The sequence below is a fragment of the Kitasatospora sp. NPDC051164 genome (assembly GCF_044455625.1).
In the GTDB taxonomy this organism is placed as follows: domain Bacteria; phylum Actinomycetota; class Actinomycetes; order Streptomycetales; family Streptomycetaceae; genus Kitasatospora.
Genome location: NZ_JBITFB010000041.1, coordinates 47,785 through 68,347, shown reverse-complemented (window position 1 = coordinate 68,347; position 20,563 = coordinate 47,785). Strand labels below are relative to the sequence as shown.

22 protein-coding genes and 4 pseudogenes are annotated in these 20,563 nt (G+C 72.5%); 15 read left to right on the top strand and 11 right to left on the bottom strand.

The annotated features are described in order from the left end of the window. Nucleotide 1 precedes the first annotated feature (1 nt). Nucleotides 2–358, bottom strand: a pseudogene (locus ACIBEC_RS40680) (MFS transporter); the annotation flags it as partial. A gap of 509 nt (nucleotides 359–867) precedes the next feature. Between ACIBEC_RS40680 and ACIBEC_RS40675 the strand changes: the two are divergent. The 9 genes and pseudogenes from ACIBEC_RS40675 (at nucleotide 868) to ACIBEC_RS40635 (ending at nucleotide 6,037) form a co-directional block, all read left to right on the top strand. Further along, complete coding sequence (locus ACIBEC_RS40675; protein WP_360505018.1) at nucleotides 868–1,386, top strand: hypothetical protein; 519 nt, start codon at nucleotides 868–870, stop codon at nucleotides 1,384–1,386. After that, a complete protein-coding gene (locus ACIBEC_RS40670; RefSeq protein WP_360505020.1) occupies nucleotides 1,383–2,387 on the top strand; it encodes a hexose kinase in 1,005 nt (334 codons plus the stop codon). The genes ACIBEC_RS40675 and ACIBEC_RS40670 overlap by 4 nt, the downstream gene beginning before the upstream one ends. Before the next feature lie 105 nt (nucleotides 2,388–2,492). After that, the gene (locus ACIBEC_RS40665; protein WP_360505022.1) at nucleotides 2,493–2,741 is read left to right on the top strand and encodes a hypothetical protein; all 249 of its coding nucleotides are present in this window, start codon (nucleotides 2,493–2,495) and stop codon (nucleotides 2,739–2,741) included. A gap of 18 nt (nucleotides 2,742–2,759) precedes the next feature. Beyond that, nucleotides 2,760–3,244, top strand: a pseudogene (locus tag ACIBEC_RS40660) (AAA family ATPase); the annotation flags it as partial. A gap of 162 nt (nucleotides 3,245–3,406) precedes the next feature. Beyond that, nucleotides 3,407–3,976, top strand: coding sequence for a hypothetical protein (locus ACIBEC_RS40655; protein ID WP_360505137.1), 570 nt, complete (start codon nucleotides 3,407–3,409; stop codon nucleotides 3,974–3,976). Between the two features lie 138 nt (nucleotides 3,977–4,114). After that, nucleotides 4,115–4,408 (top strand): hypothetical protein, encoded by a 294-nt coding sequence (locus ACIBEC_RS40650; RefSeq protein WP_360505024.1) that lies wholly within the window; start codon nucleotides 4,115–4,117, stop codon nucleotides 4,406–4,408. Between the two features lie 118 nt (nucleotides 4,409–4,526). Continuing rightward, the gene (locus tag ACIBEC_RS40645) at nucleotides 4,527–5,303 is read left to right on the top strand and encodes a PspA/IM30 family protein (RefSeq protein WP_360505139.1); all 777 of its coding nucleotides are present in this window, start codon (nucleotides 4,527–4,529) and stop codon (nucleotides 5,301–5,303) included. Between the two features lie 79 nt (nucleotides 5,304–5,382). Continuing rightward, entirely contained in the window at nucleotides 5,383–5,649 is a 267-nt protein-coding gene (locus ACIBEC_RS40640; protein ID WP_360505025.1) for a hypothetical protein, read from the top strand. A gap of 70 nt (nucleotides 5,650–5,719) precedes the next feature. Next, entirely contained in the window at nucleotides 5,720–6,037 is a 318-nt protein-coding gene (locus ACIBEC_RS40635) for an Hsp20/alpha crystallin family protein (protein ID WP_360505027.1), read from the top strand. Nucleotides 6,038–6,445: 408 nt separating this feature from the next. Here ACIBEC_RS40635 and ACIBEC_RS40630 read toward each other — a convergent pair whose 3' ends face one another. The 7 genes and pseudogenes from ACIBEC_RS40630 to ACIBEC_RS40600 form a co-directional block, all read right to left on the bottom strand. Then, entirely contained in the window at nucleotides 6,446–6,673 is a 228-nt protein-coding gene (locus ACIBEC_RS40630; protein WP_360505029.1) for a hypothetical protein, read from the bottom strand. 78 nt (nucleotides 6,674–6,751) lie between these two features. Next, nucleotides 6,752–7,159 (bottom strand): ATP-binding cassette domain-containing protein, encoded by a 408-nt coding sequence (locus ACIBEC_RS40625; protein ID WP_360505031.1) that lies wholly within the window; start codon nucleotides 7,157–7,159, stop codon nucleotides 6,752–6,754. Continuing rightward, nucleotides 7,156–7,434, bottom strand: a complete 279-nt coding sequence (locus ACIBEC_RS40620; protein ID WP_360505033.1) for a hypothetical protein — start codon at nucleotides 7,432–7,434, stop codon at nucleotides 7,156–7,158. Before ACIBEC_RS40620 ends, ACIBEC_RS40625 begins: the two co-directional genes overlap by 4 nt. Beyond that, complete coding sequence (locus tag ACIBEC_RS40615; RefSeq protein WP_360505035.1) at nucleotides 7,431–8,204, bottom strand: PspA/IM30 family protein; 774 nt, start codon at nucleotides 8,202–8,204, stop codon at nucleotides 7,431–7,433. Before ACIBEC_RS40615 ends, ACIBEC_RS40620 begins: the two co-directional genes overlap by 4 nt. Before the next feature lie 353 nt (nucleotides 8,205–8,557). Beyond that, a pseudogene (locus ACIBEC_RS40610) lies at nucleotides 8,558–9,172 on the bottom strand (methyltransferase family protein); the annotation flags it as partial. Between the two features lie 274 nt (nucleotides 9,173–9,446). Next, nucleotides 9,447–9,695, bottom strand: coding sequence for a DUF2933 domain-containing protein (locus tag ACIBEC_RS40605; protein WP_360505037.1), 249 nt, complete (start codon nucleotides 9,693–9,695; stop codon nucleotides 9,447–9,449). A gap of 49 nt (nucleotides 9,696–9,744) precedes the next feature. After that, complete coding sequence (locus ACIBEC_RS40600) at nucleotides 9,745–10,020, bottom strand: SHOCT domain-containing protein (protein WP_360505039.1); 276 nt, start codon at nucleotides 10,018–10,020, stop codon at nucleotides 9,745–9,747. A 167-nt stretch (nucleotides 10,021–10,187) separates the two neighbouring features. Here ACIBEC_RS40600 and ACIBEC_RS40595 point away from each other — a divergent pair, with 167 nt between their 5' ends. The 4 genes from ACIBEC_RS40595 to ACIBEC_RS40580 all read left to right on the top strand — a co-directional run bounded on the left by ACIBEC_RS40595 (nucleotide 10,188) and on the right by ACIBEC_RS40580 (nucleotide 12,763). Next, nucleotides 10,188–10,415 (top strand): hypothetical protein, encoded by a 228-nt coding sequence (locus tag ACIBEC_RS40595; protein ID WP_360505041.1) that lies wholly within the window; start codon nucleotides 10,188–10,190, stop codon nucleotides 10,413–10,415. A 19-nt stretch (nucleotides 10,416–10,434) separates the two neighbouring features. Next, the gene (locus tag ACIBEC_RS40590; RefSeq protein ID WP_360505042.1) at nucleotides 10,435–11,727 is read left to right on the top strand and encodes an NADH-ubiquinone oxidoreductase-F iron-sulfur binding region domain-containing protein; all 1,293 of its coding nucleotides are present in this window, start codon (nucleotides 10,435–10,437) and stop codon (nucleotides 11,725–11,727) included. Next, nucleotides 11,724–11,939, top strand: a complete 216-nt coding sequence (locus ACIBEC_RS40585; protein ID WP_360505044.1) for a ferredoxin — start codon at nucleotides 11,724–11,726, stop codon at nucleotides 11,937–11,939. Before ACIBEC_RS40590 ends, ACIBEC_RS40585 begins: the two co-directional genes overlap by 4 nt. Before the next feature lie 110 nt (nucleotides 11,940–12,049). Beyond that, on the top strand, nucleotides 12,050–12,763 hold the full coding sequence (locus tag ACIBEC_RS40580; RefSeq protein ID WP_360505046.1) for a VIT family protein: 714 nt from the start codon (nucleotides 12,050–12,052) through the stop codon (nucleotides 12,761–12,763). 95 nt (nucleotides 12,764–12,858) lie between these two features. Here ACIBEC_RS40580 and ACIBEC_RS40575 read toward each other — a convergent pair whose 3' ends face one another. Then, entirely contained in the window at nucleotides 12,859–14,508 is a 1,650-nt protein-coding gene (locus tag ACIBEC_RS40575; RefSeq protein ID WP_360505048.1) for a hypothetical protein, read from the bottom strand. Next, nucleotides 14,505–15,467 carry an ABC transporter ATP-binding protein gene (locus ACIBEC_RS40570; RefSeq protein WP_360505050.1) on the bottom strand — a complete coding sequence of 321 codons (963 nt, stop codon included), beginning with the start codon at nucleotides 15,465–15,467 and terminating at the stop codon, nucleotides 14,505–14,507. The genes ACIBEC_RS40575 and ACIBEC_RS40570 overlap by 4 nt, the downstream gene beginning before the upstream one ends. Nucleotides 15,468–15,783: 316 nt before the next feature. On the opposite strand from ACIBEC_RS40570, the pseudogene ACIBEC_RS40565 reads away from it, so the two are divergent. Together ACIBEC_RS40565 and ACIBEC_RS40560 are read left to right on the top strand one after the other, a co-directional pair. Continuing rightward, a pseudogene (locus ACIBEC_RS40565) lies at nucleotides 15,784–18,079 on the top strand (heavy metal translocating P-type ATPase). 410 nt (nucleotides 18,080–18,489) lie between these two features. Continuing rightward, nucleotides 18,490–19,101 carry a chromate transporter gene (locus tag ACIBEC_RS40560; RefSeq protein ID WP_360505052.1) on the top strand — a complete coding sequence of 204 codons (612 nt, stop codon included), beginning with the start codon at nucleotides 18,490–18,492 and terminating at the stop codon, nucleotides 19,099–19,101. 286 nt (nucleotides 19,102–19,387) lie between these two features. On the opposite strand, the gene ACIBEC_RS40555 is transcribed toward ACIBEC_RS40560, so the two are convergent. Continuing rightward, a complete protein-coding gene (locus ACIBEC_RS40555; RefSeq protein WP_360505054.1) occupies nucleotides 19,388–20,524 on the bottom strand; it encodes a HAMP domain-containing sensor histidine kinase in 1,137 nt (378 codons plus the stop codon). Between the last annotated feature and the right edge of the window lie 39 nt (nucleotides 20,525–20,563).

Genomic DNA, 20,563 nt, shown 5'->3' with positions numbered 1-20,563 from the left:
GGCCGACCGCCCGGGCGGCATTGACCATGACACTGTTCAGGCTGACCGCGTCGCGCACCAGGTCCGGCCCGACGATCTCGGGAACAAACGCCTGCCGGGTGGGGTCGTCCACCGCGCTCACCGATCCCAGCGCGACGGCGAGGACCACCACCATCCACAAGCGCACGGAGCGGGTGACGGTAAGAAGCCCCAGCAAAAGGGCCATGCCTCCCAGCACAGCCTGAGTGCCCATCAGCAGGCTGCGCTTGTCAGCCCGGTCGGCGATCAGCTGACCGCACGGGCCACCGAGCAGCACCAGCAGGAACTGCGCGGCGACCACCAGCCCGAGAGCAGTCCCGAACCCAGTCAGCTCCAGCACCAGCCAAGACTGGCCACGGCTTGCATCCAGGCACCGACCAGGCTGACCGACTGCTCAGCGAAGTACCGCCGGAAGTTCGGCACCCCCAGAGCAGCGAACATCCCGTCCATCGTGCCGGGTCCAGCTCCGCCCGGCGGTGACCAGCGCCTACGACACGACAGACACGGGTGTGAAGGGCGTCATAGTCTGCCGCTAACGGAACCCGCCTGGGTCAGGTACTCACACTGGCCACTCCCAGAAACGGCGCCAGGGGCGACGGTGGCGATCCACGAGGACTGCGGCGGAGGCGCCGCGGGCACGTGTGCGAGTTCTGACCACGGCCGGGAGCCACGTCGCTTCCCGCAGTCGCTTCAGCCAGCGGCCTCCGAAAACCTCCGCTCGCCGAACAAGTCCAGGCCCCTCAACATGGCAGTACTGCACGCGCCGACAACGGGAGCACACTCCGAGACACGATCCTGGCTCACACACCAGTGTGGAAGGCGTGTCCGGCCTGAGTGAGGAGGGTGGGGATGGCTGGCGGACTGCTGCACGGACGCCCGCACCGGTGGCCCCTGTTCCTGCGCCCGTTCAAGGGCTACCCCGGCGGGCCCCACCTCTCCCTGTGTGGGGACGCCCACACCCTGCCGACCATTGCGGGGGCTGCCAAGACAGTACGAATCGCGGCTCCCCTCCAGGACGATGCCGACGGGATCGCGCTCCGGGCGCCGGCACCGGTCGGCTCGATCACCGCCTCCACTTTCCCGACCGGCCAGGAGACGCCTGGCGGCGCGGGTAATGAGCCATTCCGCCAAGATGCGGCGAGCGACCGGTACCACGGTGTTCTGGTGGTGGTCGGCAGGCTCCTGGCACGCATCGGTACCGTGGCGGACCACTGGGCATCCATCGTCGGCCTCGCGCTGACCACCGTCAACGTCACCGATGGTCTGCTGAAAGTCATGGCCGAGTTCGACAACGAGTGGGCCGGCACTGGGCAGACAGGACGCCAGGCGGTAGCTCCGGTGACAACGACCGCCGGGCCACTGCGATGAGCGTCGCCGAGGTACCGGGTCAGCCCGCAGCGGGGAGCGGCGGAGAAAGTCCGCCGCCGGTCCTCACCCTCACGATGAACCCTACGGTCGACATCTGCTGCGACTTCGACCACCTGGTGGACATCGGCAAGACCCGCGCCCAGGTCAGGTACGTGGCCGCCGGCGGTGGAGGGATCAATGTCGCCCGCGGCGTGGTGCGGTTCGGAGGACGGGCGACCGCCGTCCACACGGCCGGCCAGGAGATCGGCCAGCGCCTGAACCGGCTACTGGACGAGGAGGGCATCGACCACCTCGCTCTCGGGATCGCGGGTGAAACCCGCGAGGCGTTCGTGCTGTTCGAGACCGCGTCACGCCGCAGCTACCACATCGTGCCGCGCGGCCCGCGACTCGACGACGACGAGGCACGGCACTGCCTGGACCTGTTGGAGCGGGCAGCTGGCGCTCACCGGTACGTCGTAGCCAGTGGCAGCCTGCCCGGCGGCCTGCGCGACGACTTCTACACGGCCGTCGCCCGCCGGGTCAGAGGAGCCGGCTCCAGACTGCTGCTGGACACCTCGGGACCGGCCCTGCGCGAGTCGCTGCACGAGGCCGTCTTCCTGCGCAGATGCAACCGCAGCGAGGCCTCCTACCTCGTCGGCCGGGCCGTGCGCACCTTCGACGACGCCCGCGCTGTCAACGAGCAGTTGCTCGCCGCCGGAGCAGCCGAGATCGCCATCACCACCCTGGGGGAACTCGGCGCGCTGTGCTCCACCGGTCAGGAGCACATGGAGCTGCATGCACCGCCACTGCCGGGCGAGCCCCTCAGCGACGCCGGGGCCGGGGACGGCATGATCGCCGCAATCGTCACCCGGCTGGCCGAAGGCGCCGATCCGGTCGCCGCTTGCGCGCTCGGAGTGGCCGCAGCCGCCGCATCGATGCTCACCCCCGGCACCGAACCGTTCGACCGGGAAGTGGCGGAGTCACTCTGCCCCGCCGTGCGGCTCAACCGGCATGCAGGCTGACGACCGCCCGCCGGGACCCGTTCCGCCGCCGGGTACACCTGACACGCAGCGACGCGTCCCCTGTGCCGCCCATGCGGACGGCCGCGGCCGGCAGCGAAAGGCACTGTGGCGCCTGCGCACGCGAGGCCACCGGCGGGAGCACGGCCGAGCTCTGCGCGAGACCCAGAGCGGCGGCGGCAGATCATCGAGGCCGAGCGGCCGAGTATCCGGTTCGCCGATGTCGCCGGCTACGAGGGCGTCAAGCAGGAGGTCAGCGAGGTCGTGGAGTTCCTGCGCAGCCCCGAGCGGTACGCCGCCGCCGGGGCCAAGGGGCCACGTGGCGTGATCATGGTCGGCCCGCCCGGCACCGGCTAGACCCTGCTCGCCCGCGCGGTGGCCGGAGAGGCCGAGGTGCCGTTCCTGTCGGTGACCGGCTCGGCCTTCGTCGAGATGTTCGTCGGTGTCGGTGCCTCCCGGGTCCGCGACCTGTCCGAGGAGGCCCGCAAGCGAGCCCGATCATCTTAATCGACGGGATCGACGCCGTCGGCGGCCGCCGTGGCAGCGGCGGCAGGCTGGGCGGCAACGACGAACGAGAGCAGACCCTCAACCAGCTGTTGGCCGAGATGGACGGCTTCGACCAGGGCAGCGGCATCGTCGTCCTGGCCGCCACCAACCGCCCGGACGCGCTCGACCCGGCACTGCTGCGGCCCGGCCGCTTCGACCGCCAGGTCACCGTGCCGCTGCCCAACCAGTCCGAGCGGGCCGCGATCCTCGTGGTCCACGTCCACGGCAAGGCCCTGGCCCCCGACGTCGACCTGGACCGCATCGCCCGCGCCACCCCCGGCTTCTCCGGCGCCGACCTGGCCAACCTGGTGAACGAGGCCGCCATCAACGCGGTACGCGCGGAACGGGCGACCATCACCGCGCAGGACCTCGACACCGCCCGCGACCGGGTCCTGCTCGGACGCCGCGACTCCTCCAACGCGCTCCTCCCGGAGGAGCGCCGCTCGGCCGCCGTCCACGAGTCCGGGCACGCTCTGATGGCCGCCCTGTGCGAACACGCGGACCCGGTCGCCAAGGTCACCATCCTGCCCGCCGGCGTGACCCTCGGCGCGACCGAGCAACTGCCCGAGGCGGAGCGCCACCTGTACAGCGAGAGCTACCTGACCGACCTGCTCACCGTCCAACTCGGCGGCCGTGCAGCAGAACTGGTCGTCTTCGGGGAGGGATCGACCGGCGCGGCGAACGACCTGGCCAACGCCACCGCGCTCGCCACCCGCATGGTGCGCGAGTTCGGCCTGTCCAGCGAACTCGGGCCGGTGGGATACGCCCCCACCACCCCGCAGCACCTCGGCGACAGCCCGGAGGAGCTGCTGCGCCGGCCCTACTCCGAGCAGACCCAGCGCACCGTCGACGAAGAGGTCGCCCGCCTGCTCCGGGAAGCCGAGACGCGAGCAGTCGAGCTGCTGCGCGGTCACCGCCGCCAACTGGAGGACCTCGCCGGGCTGCTCGTCGAGCACGGGACGGTGGACGGCAAGGTCGTTCTCGGCATCGTGAACGCGAACCCTCGGCCGGCGCAGCCCCACCAGCCGCAGGGCGGCCACCGATAACGGGCGGGCCGACCGGCGGTCATAGACGCGTGTGGGTGTCGCGCGGTCGTTGGGTAGCGGGAATCGTGGACGTTGCAGAGCGCTGGTGGGCGGCGCCTGCAAGTCGGGGACGGTCGCGCCGTGCGAGAGGAGCCGGTGATGTCGGAGCACTTCGAGGTCGAGCCGCTGGGTGACCACGAATACCTGGTGCGAGCCCGTGCCGGCGGGGAGGTGGTCGAGTCGCGGTTCCGGACCGACGAGGAGGTCGTCGAACTGCTTCACGTTGCACCGGCTGACGAGCAGCGGGTCGTGGCGGAGACGGCCGAGTTTCCGGCCGAGCGGCAGCCGGTGGTCGACCTGCCGCAGATGGTCGATCTTGAGGACGTGGTGGCCTGCTACGACGACTTCGTGGAGCAGTTGGGGCAGCGTCTGGCCTCGTCGCACGAGGGGTAGGGAATGCCTGCCGTGCTGCGAGGCACCGGGTTGTGCCGGGTCGCCGGCAGAGGGACGGTGGAGGTACTGGTGGCCTGGCGGCACGTGCCGGGTGCCTCGCCGGAGGGAGTGGGTGGCCATGACCGGGATCGCGGACCGTATGGCCGAGCTGTTCCGGATCAAGGCGAGCAAGGTGCTGGACCGGGCAGAGGATCCGCGGGAGGTACTTGATTTTGCCTACACCCAGCAGCTGGAACTGCTCCAGCAGGTGCGGCGTGCCCTGGCGGACGTGGCGGCCGGCCGCGAGCGGGGGGAGCTGCAGATCGCGCGGTTGCGGGAATCGGCCGTAAAGCTGGAGGAGCAGGCGCAGCAGGCACTGGCCGCCGGGCGGGAGGACCTGGCCCGGGAGGCGCTGGCCCGGCGGGCGGGTGTGCAGGGGCAGGTCGCTTCGCTGGAGGATCAGGCGCCACTGCTGCGGGCCGAGGAGGAACGGCTCACGAAGGCATCCCAGCGGCTGGAGGCGCAGGTGGATGCCTTCCGCGTGCGCAAGGAGACGCTGAAGGCCGAGTACACCCGGGCCGAGGCCGAAACACGCATCAGTGAGGCCGTGTCCGGAGTCGGGGCGGAGATGGGCGACATCGGCGCTGCCGTGCAGCGGGCCCAGGACCGCACCGAGCAGTTGCAGGCTCGGTCGCGGGCGCTCGACGAGCTGATGGCCTCCGGTGCGCTGGAGGACGCCACGGCCCCGGCAGGACCTGACGACGTCCGGATCGAGTTGGAGCGCATCGCCACCGGCCAGGATGTAGAAGAGGAGCTGAAGCGGCTGAAGGCCAGGATTCCCGCGGGTCCCGGCGCGGCTGCGCAGGAGGAGCCGGGCGCCCGGCGGGCGGAGTCCGGCGGGGAGTCGTCGGTGTGATCATGCACCGGTGGGAGGACCAGGTGGATCGTCCAGCGGACAGGGCGACGCTGGAGATCGAGGTGGAGTTTGGGGCAATGTGTCGGCGGAGTCTGCCGAGTACGCGCGGACCACGGTGCTGGCGGTGGCACATCGAGCGCGCGAGCCGGTGCTCTCGGTGCGGGTGACGCTGACGCAGGGGCGGGATCCGGCGGTGCGGCAGTCGGCCGTTGCCCGGGCCATTTCGGATGTGAACGGGCGGCCCGCACGGGCCCGGGTGGCGGCCGAGACGATGCACGAGGCGATCGGACTGCTGAAGGACCGGCTGGACTACCGGCTCGCCCGGCTGGGGCGCGGGGAGTGGTGACGCGGCGGGATGACGGTCGGCCCGCATGAGCGAGTGGCGCCGAACCAGCGTGATCGAGAAGGTGGCTGGGGTGGCCGCAGATCGTTTCACCGGGTCGCGGCGGTCCGAACTACCCGGGATCGACCCCGCCAAGGACGTCGAGATCACGATCGAGGGCGGCGTCCTGACCGTGCGCGCCGAACGCAGCGAGGAGAAGAAGGACAAACAGCGCACCGAGTTCCGCTACGGCTCCTTCACCCGCAGCGTCAGGCTGCCCGAGGGAACGAAAGAGCAGGACATCACAGCGACCTACGACAAGGGCGTGCTCACGGTGAGAGCGCCGATCCGCGAGGCCGAGAAGCCGGAACAGGCCCGGCGGATCGAGATCACCACCGGCTCCGAGAAGTGACCGCGATGGGCCGTACTCCGAACTGACGGACCGTCGCCAGAGTTCACGGACGAGTCCGGCCGCAGGCTCAGCACAAGCGCGGTGACCGCGGGGCTGCTCGTGACGCGCCAGACCGACCCAGCCCCGCGCAACGATGCGCGCCGAGCACCGCCGCGTCCACCGCTGTGGCCCCGGCCGCCGTCAAGGCGGGCACGATCAATCCCCATCTGTCGTGCACGGGCGAGCAGTGCGGGCGTCAGCGCGATCAGCAGCAGGTAGACCGGCAGGACCCACAGGTGAAGGGCCATGAACCAGCCCGCCTGGGTAAGCTCCTCGGTACGCGGGCCGGTCGCTCGGGCCCCGAGAACAGGAGGGCAGCCACCGTGACGCAGACGGTGGCCGGCCACAGCAACCGCAGGGCGCGCCGCCCTACCCTGTGCCCGTCCAGTCCCCGCCGTCTTCGCGGTGTGCTCTCCAGGAGACCGCGTTGGCGTAGCCGCCGACCAGGAAGACGATCGGCATCACCTGGAAGAGCAGCGTGAGCCGGCGTCCCCGGGCAACGTACTGCAACGCGTTGCACCCGGAGAGGTATCCGCCCTGGTAGGTGACGTCGGTCAGCAGGCAGTGGCCCAGGACGACCGCACCGACCGCACCCACCCGTAGCCCTCGCCGAGGCCGCCGTCGAGAGCGCCGAACTCGGCGACCTGGCCGGCCGCGCGCAGCAGGCCGTCCTGCTCAGCCGTGACTCGTACAGCTCGCGCCGGGCGGTCCGTCCGGTGCCGGCGGGCATGGCGTAGGCGTGGCCGTAGAGCTCGAAGTGCTCGTCGCAGGTGAGGCGTTCGTACAGGACGGGTTCCTGCGGGCAGTAGCCGAGAGGCCGGTGTGGCGGACGGAGCCGGCGTCGGCGGCCAGGGCGCCGACGAGGATCTTCATCAGGGTGCTCTTGCCGGAGCCGTTCTCGCCGACGAGGCCGACCACTTCGCCGGGGGCCAGGGCGAGGTCGACGCCGCGCAGCACGGGGAGCCGCTGCCTGCGGGGCCAGAGGCCGCGCGGGTAGGCCTTCTCGATCCCCGCCGCCTGCAGCACGAGGGGCGGCTGATTTTCTGGGAATCCGGGGTCGGGCCGGCCGGGCATCGCGGTCATCCCGGGATGAGGCCCTCGTCTCCGAGCAGTGCGCTCACCTGCGCGAGGGGCATGTCTGCGTCGGGCAGGACGAGTTCGGAGGGGAGGAGGCTCTCGGTGGGCAGCGGGGTGCCCAGGCGGCGTACCGCGTCGAGCAGGGCGCGCAGGGTGGTGGTGAACGCCTCGTCGTCGCCGGTGTCGACGGCGTCCTGGAGGCGGGCGTCGAGCCGGTTGAGCTCGTCGAGGTGGTGGTCGGCGAGGGTGTACTGGCCTTCGCCGAGGATCCGTACGATCACGGTGCGTCCTTCTGGTCCGGAGGTGGGGCGGGTGTGCTGCTGTCGAGGGCGGGTGCCGGGGCGCTCGTGCCCAGCTGGGCCTTCATCCGGGCGAGGTCGGCCTCGATGTCGTGGCCCTGGGCGGCGGCGTCCAGCTGGGCCTGGATGTCGTCGCGGGCGGTGGGCAGGGTGGCGTCCTCCAGTGCGCCGGAGGCCATGAGTTCGTCCAGCGCCCCGGCGCGGGCTTGCAGCTGTTCGGTCTTGTCCTGCGCCCTCTGGACGGCTTGGCCGACGTCGCCCATCTCCTCGGAGATCCCGGTGACGGCTTCACTGATGCGGGTCTGGGCCTCGGCGGCGGTGTAGTTCGCCTTGATCGTCTCCTTGCGGGTGCGGAAGGCGTCGACCCGTGCCTGCAGGCGTTGGGAGGCGAGGGTCAGCTTCTCCTCCTCTGCCTGCAGTGATGCCTGCTGGTTTTGGAGGTCGGTGACCTGGGAGGTCACCGCGGCCCGCCGGGAGAGCGCTTCGCGGGCGAGGTCCTCGCGGCCGGCGGCGAGGGCCTGGCGTGCCTGGCCTTCCAGGGTGGTGGAGGACTGGCCGAGCCGGGTGATCTGCAGGTCGACGCGTTTGCGGCTGGTGGCCACGTCGGCCAGGCCGCGTCGTACCTTCTGGACGAGGGCGAGCTGCTGCTCGTAGGAGTAGTCGAGGACCTCGCGCGGGTCCTCCGCCCGGTCCAGGGCCTTGTGCGTCTTCATGCGGAACAGGTCGGCGATCCGGCGCATGATGCCTGCCATTGCCCCGCCTCCCTTCACTTCCCCGGGGCCGTCACGACCGGCCCCTGGTGTCCACTCTCGACGGAACCGGGCAATCCCGCGCGGTGTCGGCGGGGCCGTGGACGAGGCCGGCGGCGACCGTGGCACGGCCGGGCTACCTCGGATGCGGGCCGCGCTGGTTGCGGTCGGTGCGGGCGAGGACGGCGAACAGGACGGCGATCCCCACCAGGACGCCGAGGACGATCGCGGCCTGCGCGATGCCGGGCATCATGTCCTCCCCGGGGTGTGCCGTGCGCGGAAGGGGCGGCCAGGCACGGAGTGCTCCCCAGGTGGGCGTTGTGCCGCGGTGGCTGCCCCTGGCCGTGCCGGTGCAGACGGGGCCGGAAGGCGGGGGTGCGGGCGGCGTAGGCGGTCCAGGCTTCGCCGAACTCGGCGGCGACTTCGCGTTCCTCGCTGCGGGCGAGGCGGATGTACACGTACACGAGGACCGGGAACATGACGAGGGTGGGGATGGTCGGCCACTGCAGCAGGAAGCCGATCATGACGAGCAGGAAGCCGTCGTACTGCGGGTGACGCACCCGGGCGTAGGGGCCGGTGGTGGCCAGGCGGTGCTGCTGGGCGGCCTGGTGCAGGACGCGCCAGGCGGCGGCCAGCAGCCAGAACCCGGCGCCGATCGCCACGTAGGAGGCGAGGTGGAAGGGAGAGAGGTGCGGGTCGCCGCTCCAGCCGACGAGGTCGTTCCACAGGTGTCCGCCGGCGTGGGTGTCCTTGAGGAGTGGGAAGGTGGAGCCGAGCCAGCTGCCCAGCAGGTAGATCGTGAGCGGGACGCCGTACATCTCGGTGAACAGGGCTACGAGGAACGCGCTGTAGGCGCCCATCGCGCGCCAGTCCCGGCGGCTTCGGGGGTGGAAGAAGCTGGCGGCGAACACCACGAACAGGATGGTGTTGAGGATCACCAGCGGCCACAGGCCGTACGCCGCCTCGTCCATCTCCGTCACCTCCTCGCGGGGATCGCGGGGGCCTGGTGGGTCTGCCGGTCGTGGGTAAGGTCGACCGCTGGTAGGCGGCCGGGTCGATGAGGCCGTTCACCAGCAGCCCGGCACACCGGCTCTCGAGGGACTCAAGGGCGGTGGGGCGTCTGCGAAGCCTGGCGGGCGGCGCGGCTCGTCGGGGATGGTGAGCCGCGCCGCGTCATGGACCACGGCCGCGAGGATCAGCGTGGCGGCGGTGACCGCGAGGACGGCGCCCCACACGCTGCTCACCTCACCGGGCGACCGGGTGGTCGTGGTGGTCGTCGTTCTTGTGGAACGGATTGTGATCGTCGCGGGTGTCGTGGTGCTGGGGGTCGCCCGTGCCGGCCATGCCGCGCATCATCAAGAACATCATCAGCGGGCAGGCGACGACGATGCCGAGCAGCGCCAGAGTGCCGACCGGCATGCCCAGGGCGAGGGCACCGACGACGGCGATCGCGGCCGCGATCGCGTACAGACCGTAGTTCCGGCTGTTCCTCATGGCGCACTCCCGAGGTCAGGGAACCGACCACCGGCGTTGGTGGGCCGGTTCATGGGTGGGCGGTGTCGCGCAGGGCGGCGAGCCGCTTGCGGTACTCCTGGTCGTCGATCTCGCCGCGGGCGAACCGGTCGGCGAGCACCTGCTCGGCCGACGGAAGGCCGGCGGCGGTCGGCGGGGCCGGCGGGACGGCGTGGGTGGTGGACCGGTCCAGCGACCTGAACAGCAGCACGCCACCGAAGACGAGCAGCGCCGTGAACAGCAGCATGCCGATGCTCATCCCGAACCAGCCCCAGCCGTTCATACCGCCGTCGTGCCAGTACATCATCGAGATCGCCTCCCTACCTTCGTTCCCACCTCCATGCTGCTGCGTGGCGGCTGGGCGGGTATGGGCCCATCGGCCCCTGCTCGCCGTCCACTGGCCCCCTACCCCCCCAGCGGGTGTGCGGGCGCGGGACAGTGGAAGGACGGGACGAGAGCCTGGAGGTGGGCGCCATGGGTGTCGCCGACATCGTCGTCATGGTGGCCGCCGCTGTTCTGATCGCCGGCCTGGGCTGGTACTTCTTCGGGCCGCGCCGAGCCCAGAGCGCCCGCCTGGAGGGCCGGGTGCAGCGAGTCGACGTCACCGTGCGCGGCGAGCGCTGCCCGTCCTGGTCACCGCGTTCCTGGCCACCGGACCGCTGCAGCCCGGCTGGTCCCACCGCGCCGCCGCCCTGTCCCTGACCGCCCTGGGAGGCATCCGATGAACCCGGCACCCGCCCGCACCGTCCAGGGCACGACCGGTACGGCCAGGCTCCTCGAAGCCTGGCGCACCACCGGCCGCCCCGCGGACCTCGCCGATCACCTGGACCGGCACGGCCCGCCGCCCCACCCGGGTGCCGCGCTGATCGCGGCTGTCGAGGAGGCCGGGCTGACCGGACGCGGCGGCGCCGGGTTCCCGACCGCCCGCAAGATGCGCGCCGTCGCCACCCAGCGCCGCCGTGCCGTCGTCATCGCCAACGGCATGGAGAGCGAACCGGCCAGCCGCAAGGACCAGACCCTCCTTGCCGCCGCCCCGCACCTCGTCCTGGACGGGGCGGTACTCGCCGCCGAGGCCGTCGGCGCCGACCGCGTCCACCTGTGCGTGCCGCGCACCCGAACCGCGCAGCAGCGGGAGCTGGCGGCCGCGATCGATGAACGCCGTGCGGCCGGCCTCGACACCGTCCCGGTCGTCCTCCAGGGGCTGCCGCACGGCTACGTCACCAGCGAATCCACCGCACCGGTCCACTGGCTGAACGGCGGCTCGGCCAGCCCGCTCGGCACCCCGCCCCGCACTCACGAGAAAGGCGTGCACGGGCGGCCCACCCTGATCCAGAACGTCGAGACCCTCGCGCACCTCGCACTCATCGCCCGCCACGGACCCCACTGGTTCCGTCGGGCCGGAACCGCCGACGCCGTCGGCACCGTCCTGGTCACCGTCGGTGGGGCCGTCCGCGACCCCGGTGTCCTCGAAGTCGAGTCCGGCACCACAATCGGTGCGCTCCTCCAGCAGGTCGGCGGTCCCAGCGAACCACTCCAGGCCGTCCTGGTCGGCGGCTACGCCGGCACCTGGCTGCCCGCCAGCCGGGCACTCGCCCTGCCCTTCACCCGCGCCGGCCTCGCACCCGCCGAAGCCGCGCCCGGAGCAGGCGTCATCACCGCCCTGCCCCGGGACGCCTGTCCGCTGACCGAGACCGCCCGCATGCTCACCTACCTGGCCGCGAACGGAGCCCAGCAGTGCGGGCCCTGCCGCTTCGGCCTGCCTTCCGTCGCCGCCGATTTCACCGCCCTCGCAGACGGCCACGCCACCCCCGACCAGGTGGAACGGCTGCGTCACCGCGTCGGCCTGCTGCCCGGCCGGGGCGCCTGCCGCCACCCCGACGGCGCCGCCCGCCTGGCTGTCGGTGCCCTGACGGCCTTCGCCGACGACGTCGACCACCACCTCCACCGCGGCCCCTGCCGCCGCCCGGCGGTCCTGCCCGCGCCACCCACCGCCCGGATCAGGGAATGGCGATGACCTCCGCCCGCGCCCTACTGCGGGTCGACCGCATCGCCTGCACCGGCCACGGCCAGTGCGCCGAACTGCTGCCCGAACTCATCAGCCTCGACGAATGGGACTACCCCGTCCTCCACGACACCGCCGTCCCACCCGGCCTCCACGCCCACGCCCGGCGCGCCGTCCGCGCCTGCCCCCGACTCGCACTCCACATCGACCGGGCCCAGACCTGACCGCCGTGCCGCGTGCCGCCTCGGTCACCGCCCGAGGCTGGACAGCCGGATGCGCCCACCGGCCGGCACGCCGAGAATGACCTTGACGATCCGACGGGAGCGCCCGACTCATGACCTTCTTCGACATGCTCAACCCGCACCAGGAGAGCCACAGCGCGGGCCGGGCCGGTTGGCTGCGGGCCGCCGTGCTCGGCGCCAACGACGGGCTGGTGTCCATCGCGAGCCTGATGGTGGGCATCGCGGCGAGCGGGGCGAGCACCTCGACGGTGGTCACCGGCGGCCTCGCGGGACTGTCGGCGGGCGCGTTGTCGATGGCCGCCGGTGAGTACGTGTCCGTCAGCTCGCAGGTCGACGTCGAGACCGCCGACCGGGCCAGGGAACAGCGCGAACTCGCCGAGAACCCTGAGGCCGAGCTCGCCGAACTCACCGCCATCTACCAGGCCCGCGGCGTTCCCGGCGACCTCGCGCGACAGGTCGCGGTCGCCCTCCACGAGGCCGATCCGCTCCAGGCCCACCTGCGTGACGAACTCGGCCAGAGCGAGCACACCGCCGCCAGGCCGCTGCAGGCCGCCCTGGCCTCCGCCACGAGCTTCCTGATCGGGGGACTCCTCCCCTTCCTCGGCCTCCTCGCCGGCACCACCACCGCCCGGCTGTGGCTGATCGTCGCCGTCACTCTCCTCGGCCTCGCCATTGCAGGCATCCTGGCTGCCCGCGCCGCCGGGACCGGCGTCCTGCGTCCGACCCTGCGCGTCGTCCTCGGCGGCGGGCTGGCCATGGCCATAACCGCCGCGGTCGGGCAGATCGCCAACGTCTCCGGCGTCTGACCGGAGCGGTGGACGAGGTCTCACCGGCCGAGCGTCCGGGCGACGCGACCCAGTCGAGCCGCCGCGCCGCCTGCTCGGCACCGCCTCTGGCGCTCCTATGCGCCCGCGAGGTCGCGCCGCTCGAAGGCGGCGACGCCGACCGTCATCAGGGCGACGCCGATCCCGGTCATGACCACGGTGGAGACCGGGGCGAAGGACTCGGCCGGGACGGTGGCGAGGTGGTGGAACGGGGACGCGTCCAGGACCCAACGGGGCCAGTGCAGAGCGGGCCCGATCAGCTGGACGAGGTACGCGGTGACCGCGACCGCTACCGAGGCCGCGACGGTCAGGCGCGGCCGCGCGCCGTACAGGAGGAGCGCCACGCCGGTGAGGAGGACGGCGACGGGCAGGGTGTTCAGCACCGACCCGAGCGTGTCGGTGATACCGACGTCCGCTCCGCCGATCGCGGTGCCGGTCCACAGCGCCAGAGAGGCGGCCACAGCGATCAGCATTGTCGCGGCCATGGTCAGCAGGAGGTGGCCGACGAGCCAGCGGCGGCGGGAGACCGGTCGGGCAAGGGTGATGTCGAGGCGTCCGGCGGCCTCCTCCGTACGGGCGGCGCCGATCCGCCAGCACGCGTACAGGGCCAGGAGCAGGCCGATCAGTACGGCCATGATGCTGAGGTAGCCCTTCGTGGCCTGTGCCGCGTCCCAGCCGAGGGCCTGGAGCACCTTGCGGTAGGCCGGGTCGTCGGCGATGAGATCGGTGACGGTCCTGAGCGTCGAGCCGATCACGAACGCGTAGGCCGCGACACCGATCAGCCAGCCGACCAGCACACCCCGGGTGCTGCGCCAGGCGAACGCGGCTGGTCCGCCCAGCAGCCGGACCCGGGCCGGCCGGCGGTCCGGCTCGGCCAGCAGGGCCCCGCCGGTGTCGCGGGCCCGGCGCAGCCGGACGGCCACCGCACCCAGCAGGACGGGCACCGCCAGCAGTGCCGCCAGGGCCGGCCACCTCGGGTCCCGGTAGGGGTGCAGTTCGTCCATCCAGCCGAATGGGGTGAGCCAGCGCGCCCAGCCGCGTGAGTCGCTGCTGTTGGCGAGCATCCGCACGAGGAACATCAGCCCGAACACCGCCGCGGCGGCGCCGGTCGCCCGCCGTCGGACCTCGAACGCCTGGGCGGTGATCGCGGCGACGCCCGCGAAGGTCGCCGCGAAGCCCGCGACGGCGAGCCCGAACAGGACCGAGCCGCCCGCGCCCGTCCCTGCTGTCGCCAGGACCACGGCGACCGCAGTGCCGACCACGGCGATGGCGCAGGCGAGGACCGCAAGGTCCACGAGGACGGCTCGGCCCGCCCGCAAGGGGCTCGCAAGGACGAGTTCGGCTCGTCCGGATTCCTCCTCGCCGCGCAGCAGCCGCCCGGTGGTGAGCAGCGCCCAGATCCCCACGACGGACACCAGGACCCAGCCGCCGTCCCAGGCCACGAAGCCGCCCGGGGTGTCGATGGCGTGCGGGATGCCCTGCAGCATCCGCAACGCGGGATTGTCCTGGAGCGTGGCCAGTCTGGCCCGGGAGGCGGCGTCGGGGTAGGTGCCCAGGTAGGAGAAGACCTCGACCGCCGTGTAGGTCGCGACCGCCAGTGCCAGCAGGCCCGTGCCCCGCCGGACCAGCCGGGTCGAGAGCCGCGCGAGCGCCACCTCCGCATGCCGTCCGTGCCCGGACGGAACGCCGGCCCCGGACGCGGGGGACACGGCTGCGGTTCCGGTCATTGCTCCGCGCCTTTTCCGTCCTCGTGCACCTTTGCGGGCCTGGAGCCGTGAGCGGCGGCGACGGCTTCGCGCTGGGCGGGGGTTGCCTCGTAGTAGGTCAGGAAGATCTCCTCCAAGGTCGGCTCGCGGCTGCGCAGACGCACCAGCCCCGCGCCGGCGAGCCGCGCGAGCACGGCAGCCGGCGGACCGGTCACCGACACCCGCACGCCGCCGTCGATCGGCTCCACGGCGGTCACGCCCGCCAGAGGGGCGAGTTTGGGAACCGGGCCGTCCAGGACGGCTTCGAAGACCGTGCTGCCGAGGCGGCGCAGGTCCGCCAGGGCCGCGATCTCGACCAGCCTGCCCTCACGCAGGATCGCCACGCGATGGCAGAGGTCCTCGACCTCGTCCAGGATGTGCGACGACAGGAAGACGGTCTGTCCCCGCGCGGCGGCCTCGCGGGCCAGAGCCTGGAACTCGGCCTCCATCAACGGGTCCAGGCCGGCCGTCGGCTCGTCCAGCAGCAGGACGTCCGGCCGGGTCATGAACGCCGCGACCAGCGCGATCTTCTGCCGGTTGCCCTTGGAATACGAGCGCGCCCGCAGGCCCGGATCGAGCCGCAGCCGCTCGACGAGCTCGTCCCGGAAAGCGATGTCGACGGCACCGGACAGGTTGCCCAGGTACGTGAGGATCTCCAGACCGGTCAGCTGCGGCCACAGCGAGACATCGCCCGGGACGTAGGAGAGGTGACCGTGGGCCCGCTCCACGTCGGCCACCGGGACACCCATGATCCACGCGGAGCCGGTGGTCGGCCGGATGAGATGGAGGAGTAGGCGGATCGTGGTCGACTTCCCTGCCCCGTTGGGCCCCAGGAAACCGAAGATCTCCCCCTGCTCGACCGACAGGTCCAGGCCGTCCAGGGCGACCACCCGGCCGAAGCGCTTGCTCAGCCCCTCGGTGCGTATCGCGGCGTTCCCCATCCCGCACCTCCGTGGCTCGGCGGGTCCGTTTCCACGCTACGGCCCGACGCGGGCGCCGGGCAGCGGGCGAAGGACCCCTCGAGTGCGGCGTTCGGCTACGGCGGCCGTCGGCCATGGCTTTCGGCCACAGAGCCGGCCACCTGGTGGCCGCGTCCTGCGTCGGAGTGGACCATTGAGGGAGGCGATGTGGGCCGGTGGGCGATGAGGTGAAGGTCCGGGCCGCCGTTGCGGCTGCTGTCGGCGCTACCTGGGGAGACCGGAGGATGTCGTGCCGGATACGAAGGGCCTGACGACCGGCCGTGACCAGGCTCAGCCAGTGGCGGCGCGTGCGCGCCGATGGCTGGAGCCGGGTCTGCTCGTGGCAACCGCCGCGGCGCTTGCCGCTGGCGGGATCGCCTGGCTGGCCGGCAGTCAGACCGCCGCCGACCTGTGCTGGGCCGCCGGCACCGTGCTGGCCATCGTTCCGGCGGTGGCCTGGGTCGTGGTCGCGCTGCGCAAGGGACGGGCCGGCGTCGACCTGATCGCGGTCCTGGCCCTGGTCGGCACTCTGGCGGTGGGCGAGTTCCTGGCGGGTGCCCTGATCGCACTGATGCTCGCCACCGGACGCGCTCTGGACGCCGCCGCCGAACGCCGTGCCTCCCACGACCTGCGCGCACTCCTGGAACACGCGCCGCGCTCCGCCCGCCGCCGCAGGGGCCAGGAGGTGGCCGTCGTCCCGCCGGCCGACGTCGCGGTCGGCGACGTGGTCGTCGTCGGCCCTGGCGACGTGGTCCCGGTCGACGGCAGGGTCAGCGACGGCACGGCCGTGCTCGACGAGTCCGTGCTCACCGGCGAGTCCGAACAGGTGGAGCGCGCAGTCGAGGACCCTGTGCGCAGCGGTGTCGTCAACGCCGGCGGAGTCTTCGAGATCACGGCGACCGCCACCGCCGAGGACAGCACGTACGCGGAGATCGTTCGCCTCGCCGAGCAGGCCGGCGCGCAGCGGGCACCCACCGTGCGCCTCGCCGAGCGCTACGCCGCCTGGTTCCTGCCGCTCTCCCTCGCGCTCGCCGGCGTGGCCTGGCTGCTGAGCGGCTCCGCCACGCGGGCCGTGGCGGTCCTGGTGGTGGCGACCCCCTGCCCCCTGCTGCTGGCCGCGCCGGTCGCGATCGTCTCGGGACTGTCGCGCGCCGCACGGCGGGGCGTCATCGTCCGCGACGGCGTGGCGCTGGAGAACCTGGGCCGGGCCCGCACCCTGGTGATCGACAAGACCGGCACCCTCACCGCCGGCCGCCCCCGTGTCCTGGAAGTCGCCGCTGCCCCTGGCCGCGCCCCGACCGAGGTGCTGCGCCTGGCGGCCTCACTCGACCAGGTGTCCACCCACGTCCTGGCCCAGGCCATCGTCCACGAGGCCCGCACCCGCGACCCTCGCCCTCTCGCTCCCGCAGGACAGTACCGAGAAGCCCGGACGGGGCCCCGCCGGTACCGTTGACGGCCACCGGCTCACCGTCGGAAAGAGCGACCTAGCATCGGCCGCCCTGCCCGCGTGGGCGCGGGCCGTCGACAACCGTGCGATCCTCGACGGTGCCGCCATCGCCTGGCTCACCGTTGATGACACCCTCACCGGCGCCGTCCTGCTGCGCGACCCGCTGCGCCGCGACGCCCCGCACACCGTGCAACGGCTGCGCGAAGCCGGACTGACCCGGCTGGTCATGCTCACCGGCGACCGACCCGAGCCCGCCCGCGAGGTCGGGGCCGTCCTGGGCCTGGACGAGGTCAGATCGGGGCAGTCACCCGCCGACAAGGTCGCCGCGGTCCGCGCCGAATCCGCCAAGGCAGTCACCCTCATGGTCGGCGACGGCGTCAACGACGCGCCCGCCCTGGCCGCCGCCGACATCGGCGCGGCGATGGGCGCACGCGGCTCCAGCGCCTCCTCCGAAGCCGCCGACATCGTCCTCACCACCGACCGAGTGGACCGCCTGTCCGACGCCATGGAAATCGCCGTCCGCGCCCGCCGCATCGCCGTCCAGAGCGCCGCCGGCGGCATGGCCCTGTCGCTGCTCGCCATGGTCGCCGCCCTGTTCGGCCTGCTGCCCCCGGCCGCCGGCGCGCTCCTTCAGGAGGCCATCGACGTCCTGGTCATCCTCAATGCCCTGCGTGCCCTGCTGCCCGCGCGCGGCGCCCGCCCGCCGCTCGAACCCGATACCGAAGACCTCCTCCACCGCTTCGCCGACGAACACGACGACCTGCGCGACACCCTCGACGTCATCCGCGAGGCGGCCGGCCTGCTCACCACCGAACACGGCCCACGCGCCCTGGCCGCCGTCCGGGAGATCGACCGCCTCCTCACCGACCGCCTCCTCCCGCACGAACACGCCGAGGAACTCCAGCTCTACCCCGCCCTGACCCACCGCCTCGGCGGCCCCGAAGCCACCGAGACCATGAGCCGCGCCCACACCGAGATCGACCGCCTTGCCCGCCGCATCACCACCCACCTCCACCTCGCCGACGAGGAAGGCTACCTGAGGCCCGAGCAGATCGACGACCTCACCGCCTGCCTCTACGGACTCCACGCCGTCCTGCGCCTGCACTTCCAGCAGGAGGAGGAGAGCTATTTCTCCCTCGTCCCCTGAACAACCGGCCGCCACCGGTGGGCACCGATCGTGGCACCGCTGGCGTTCATCGGTCGCACGGCGGCGCCGCTGCGCGGACACGTGTTGGGCGCACTCTCGTTGTGTCGGCCGGTGTCGGTCCGTGAGAAGAATCGTGATGAAGAGCAGAACTGCTACGGCGCTCGGCCTGAGCGCGGTGCTCGGCGGGCTGGTGGGGTAGGAGCCCCGAGACTGCCTCGGCCGGCTGGTCGGCATCGTCAGCCGCAGCGACCTGCTGAAGGTCCATCTGCGCACCGACGAGGACATCGCCGACCAGGTGAGGTTCGAACTCAGGGGAGGCCCCGGCCGCGCCCGCCGGCCCCGGGGTCGAGGAGGGCATGGCGTCCCGGGTGTCCACGCCGGTTCACCTCACTCCGGTAGGGTCGCGCGCCGTGGACCAGGAAACAGGCAGCGTGGGCGAAGCGGCGGCCGAGGACGCAGCCGTGGCCGGTGGGCGGGTCGGGCTGGGCACGATTGCCAAGGAGTGGGGGCGGATCGGCTCCATCGGGTTCGGCGGGCCGCCCACGCACATCGCCCTGCTGCGGAAGCTGTGCGTCGAGCACCGGGGCTGGATCGGCGCGGCCGAGTTCGAGGACGGCATCGCCGCCACCAACCTGCTGCCCGGCCCGGCCTCGACCCAGCTGGCAATCTTCACCGGGCTGCCCGGCTCGATACAAGTCAGCAGCACCGACTGCCACCACTGCCACAGCCGGCGGCGCACGCTGGTTCCTGCGCAGGGACGCGGGTCGGCAGCCAGAACTCCAAAGGTGTCCGCGGTGGTCGACAGGGCGGGGTGCCGCACGGGCGCGACGGGGGGCTGCTCATGGCGTGGCGGACGTCGTAGGGGAGGTGCCGTCGGTGAGGAGTTTCAGGACGAGGGTGGGCGTGTGGTGGGGTGGGCCTCGATGTTGTCGGCCTCCGCGACCACCTCGGTGAGTGCGTACCCGGACACCTCGGACGGGCCGGCATCGAGTCGTGCGGCTGGGTGGTCAACGCCGCCCTGACCGCCAGCGGCACCCGCGACCCGCTCCTGCGCGCCCGAGCTGCCCTCGAACGCCCCCATCTGCACCGCGTGCGTGGCGAGTTGTTCACCCGCGCGTGGCTGGTGCCCTGCCATGACGAGAGCCTGCCCGGGCGCATCAACCGGTCCGGCAGGACGGCTGACGTCGCGTCCTGCGCTCCCAGGGGAATCCAGGTCCCCGCCTTGGCCGATGCGAGCGACTCGGTCCGCACGGGACGTCCAGGGGCCCGCACCGGTGCGAGTGTAGCCCGGTGCGCCAGGTCGATCGGTCAGTGGGTTTGGGCCGGTAGCAGGACGGTGATGGTCAGTCCGCCGTCGGGGCGGGCGGTGGCGGTCAGGTGTCCGTGGTGGGCGTGGGTGACGGCGCGGACGATGGACAGGCCCAGGCCCGCGCCCTCCGCGGCGGTGAGGCGGGTGTGGTCGCCGCGGTGGAAGGGTTCGAGGAGCTGGTCGACGGTGGCGGGGTCGAGGTGGGGGCCGTCGTTGGTGACGGTCAGTTCGGCCCAGGGGCCGGGGTGCGGGGCATCATCGGGGTTGCGGACGGTGCGGGTGGCCACCTGGAGCAGTCCGGCGTCGTGGTTGTACTTGACTGCGTTCTCCAGCAGGTTGGTGACCGCGATGTCGAGCAGGGCGAGGTTGCCGTGCAGGGGCGCGGGCGTCAGGTCGGTGACCATGCGCAGGTCGCGGGCCCGAGCGCGGGCGGCGGTGTGGTCGAGGGCCTCGGCGGTGATGTCGGCGAGGTCGTCGTCCTCGATGTCGGTGAGGCGCTGTTCGGAGCGGGCCAGGATGAGCAGGGCCTCGATCAGCCGCTGGGCACGGTCGGTGGCCTGGGTTACGTCGTGGGCCATGGCGCGCCACTGGGCCTGGGTGGGTTCGGGTTTGGCGAGGGTGACCTCGGTAGCGGTGCGGGTGACGGCGAGGGGGGTGCGCAGTTCGTGGCTGGCGTTGGCGACGAAGCGGCGCTGGGCGGCGAAGGCGGTGTCGAGGCGCTCAAGCATCGCGTCGAAGGTGTCGCCGAGCTCCTTGAGCTCGTCGGCCGGTCCGGTGAGGTTCAGCCGTTCGTGGAGGGTGGCCTGGCCGGCGCGGCGGGCGGCGGCGGTGATGGCGGCGATCGGCCGCAGCAGGCGGCCGGCGAACCACCAGCCGAGCAGGGCCGAGACGGCGACCACGACCAGGAGCAGCAGGAAGGCGTCGCGCAGCAGGTGTTCCGCGGCGGAGGAGCGGATCTCGTCGCTCAGGCCGACGAAGTGGTCGTGATCGGGGTCGAACCGGCTGGGGATCTGGTTGGCGGGCAGGGGGCGGAAGATCGCGCGGTAGAAGGCGAAGGTGAGGGCGAAGAGCAGGAGGGTGCCGCCGGTGGTGAACAGGGCGGCGTAGGTGAGGGTCAGTCGGGTGCGGATGGTCATGGCCGGCCAACGGAGCCAACTGGGGGGCTTGGGCAGGTG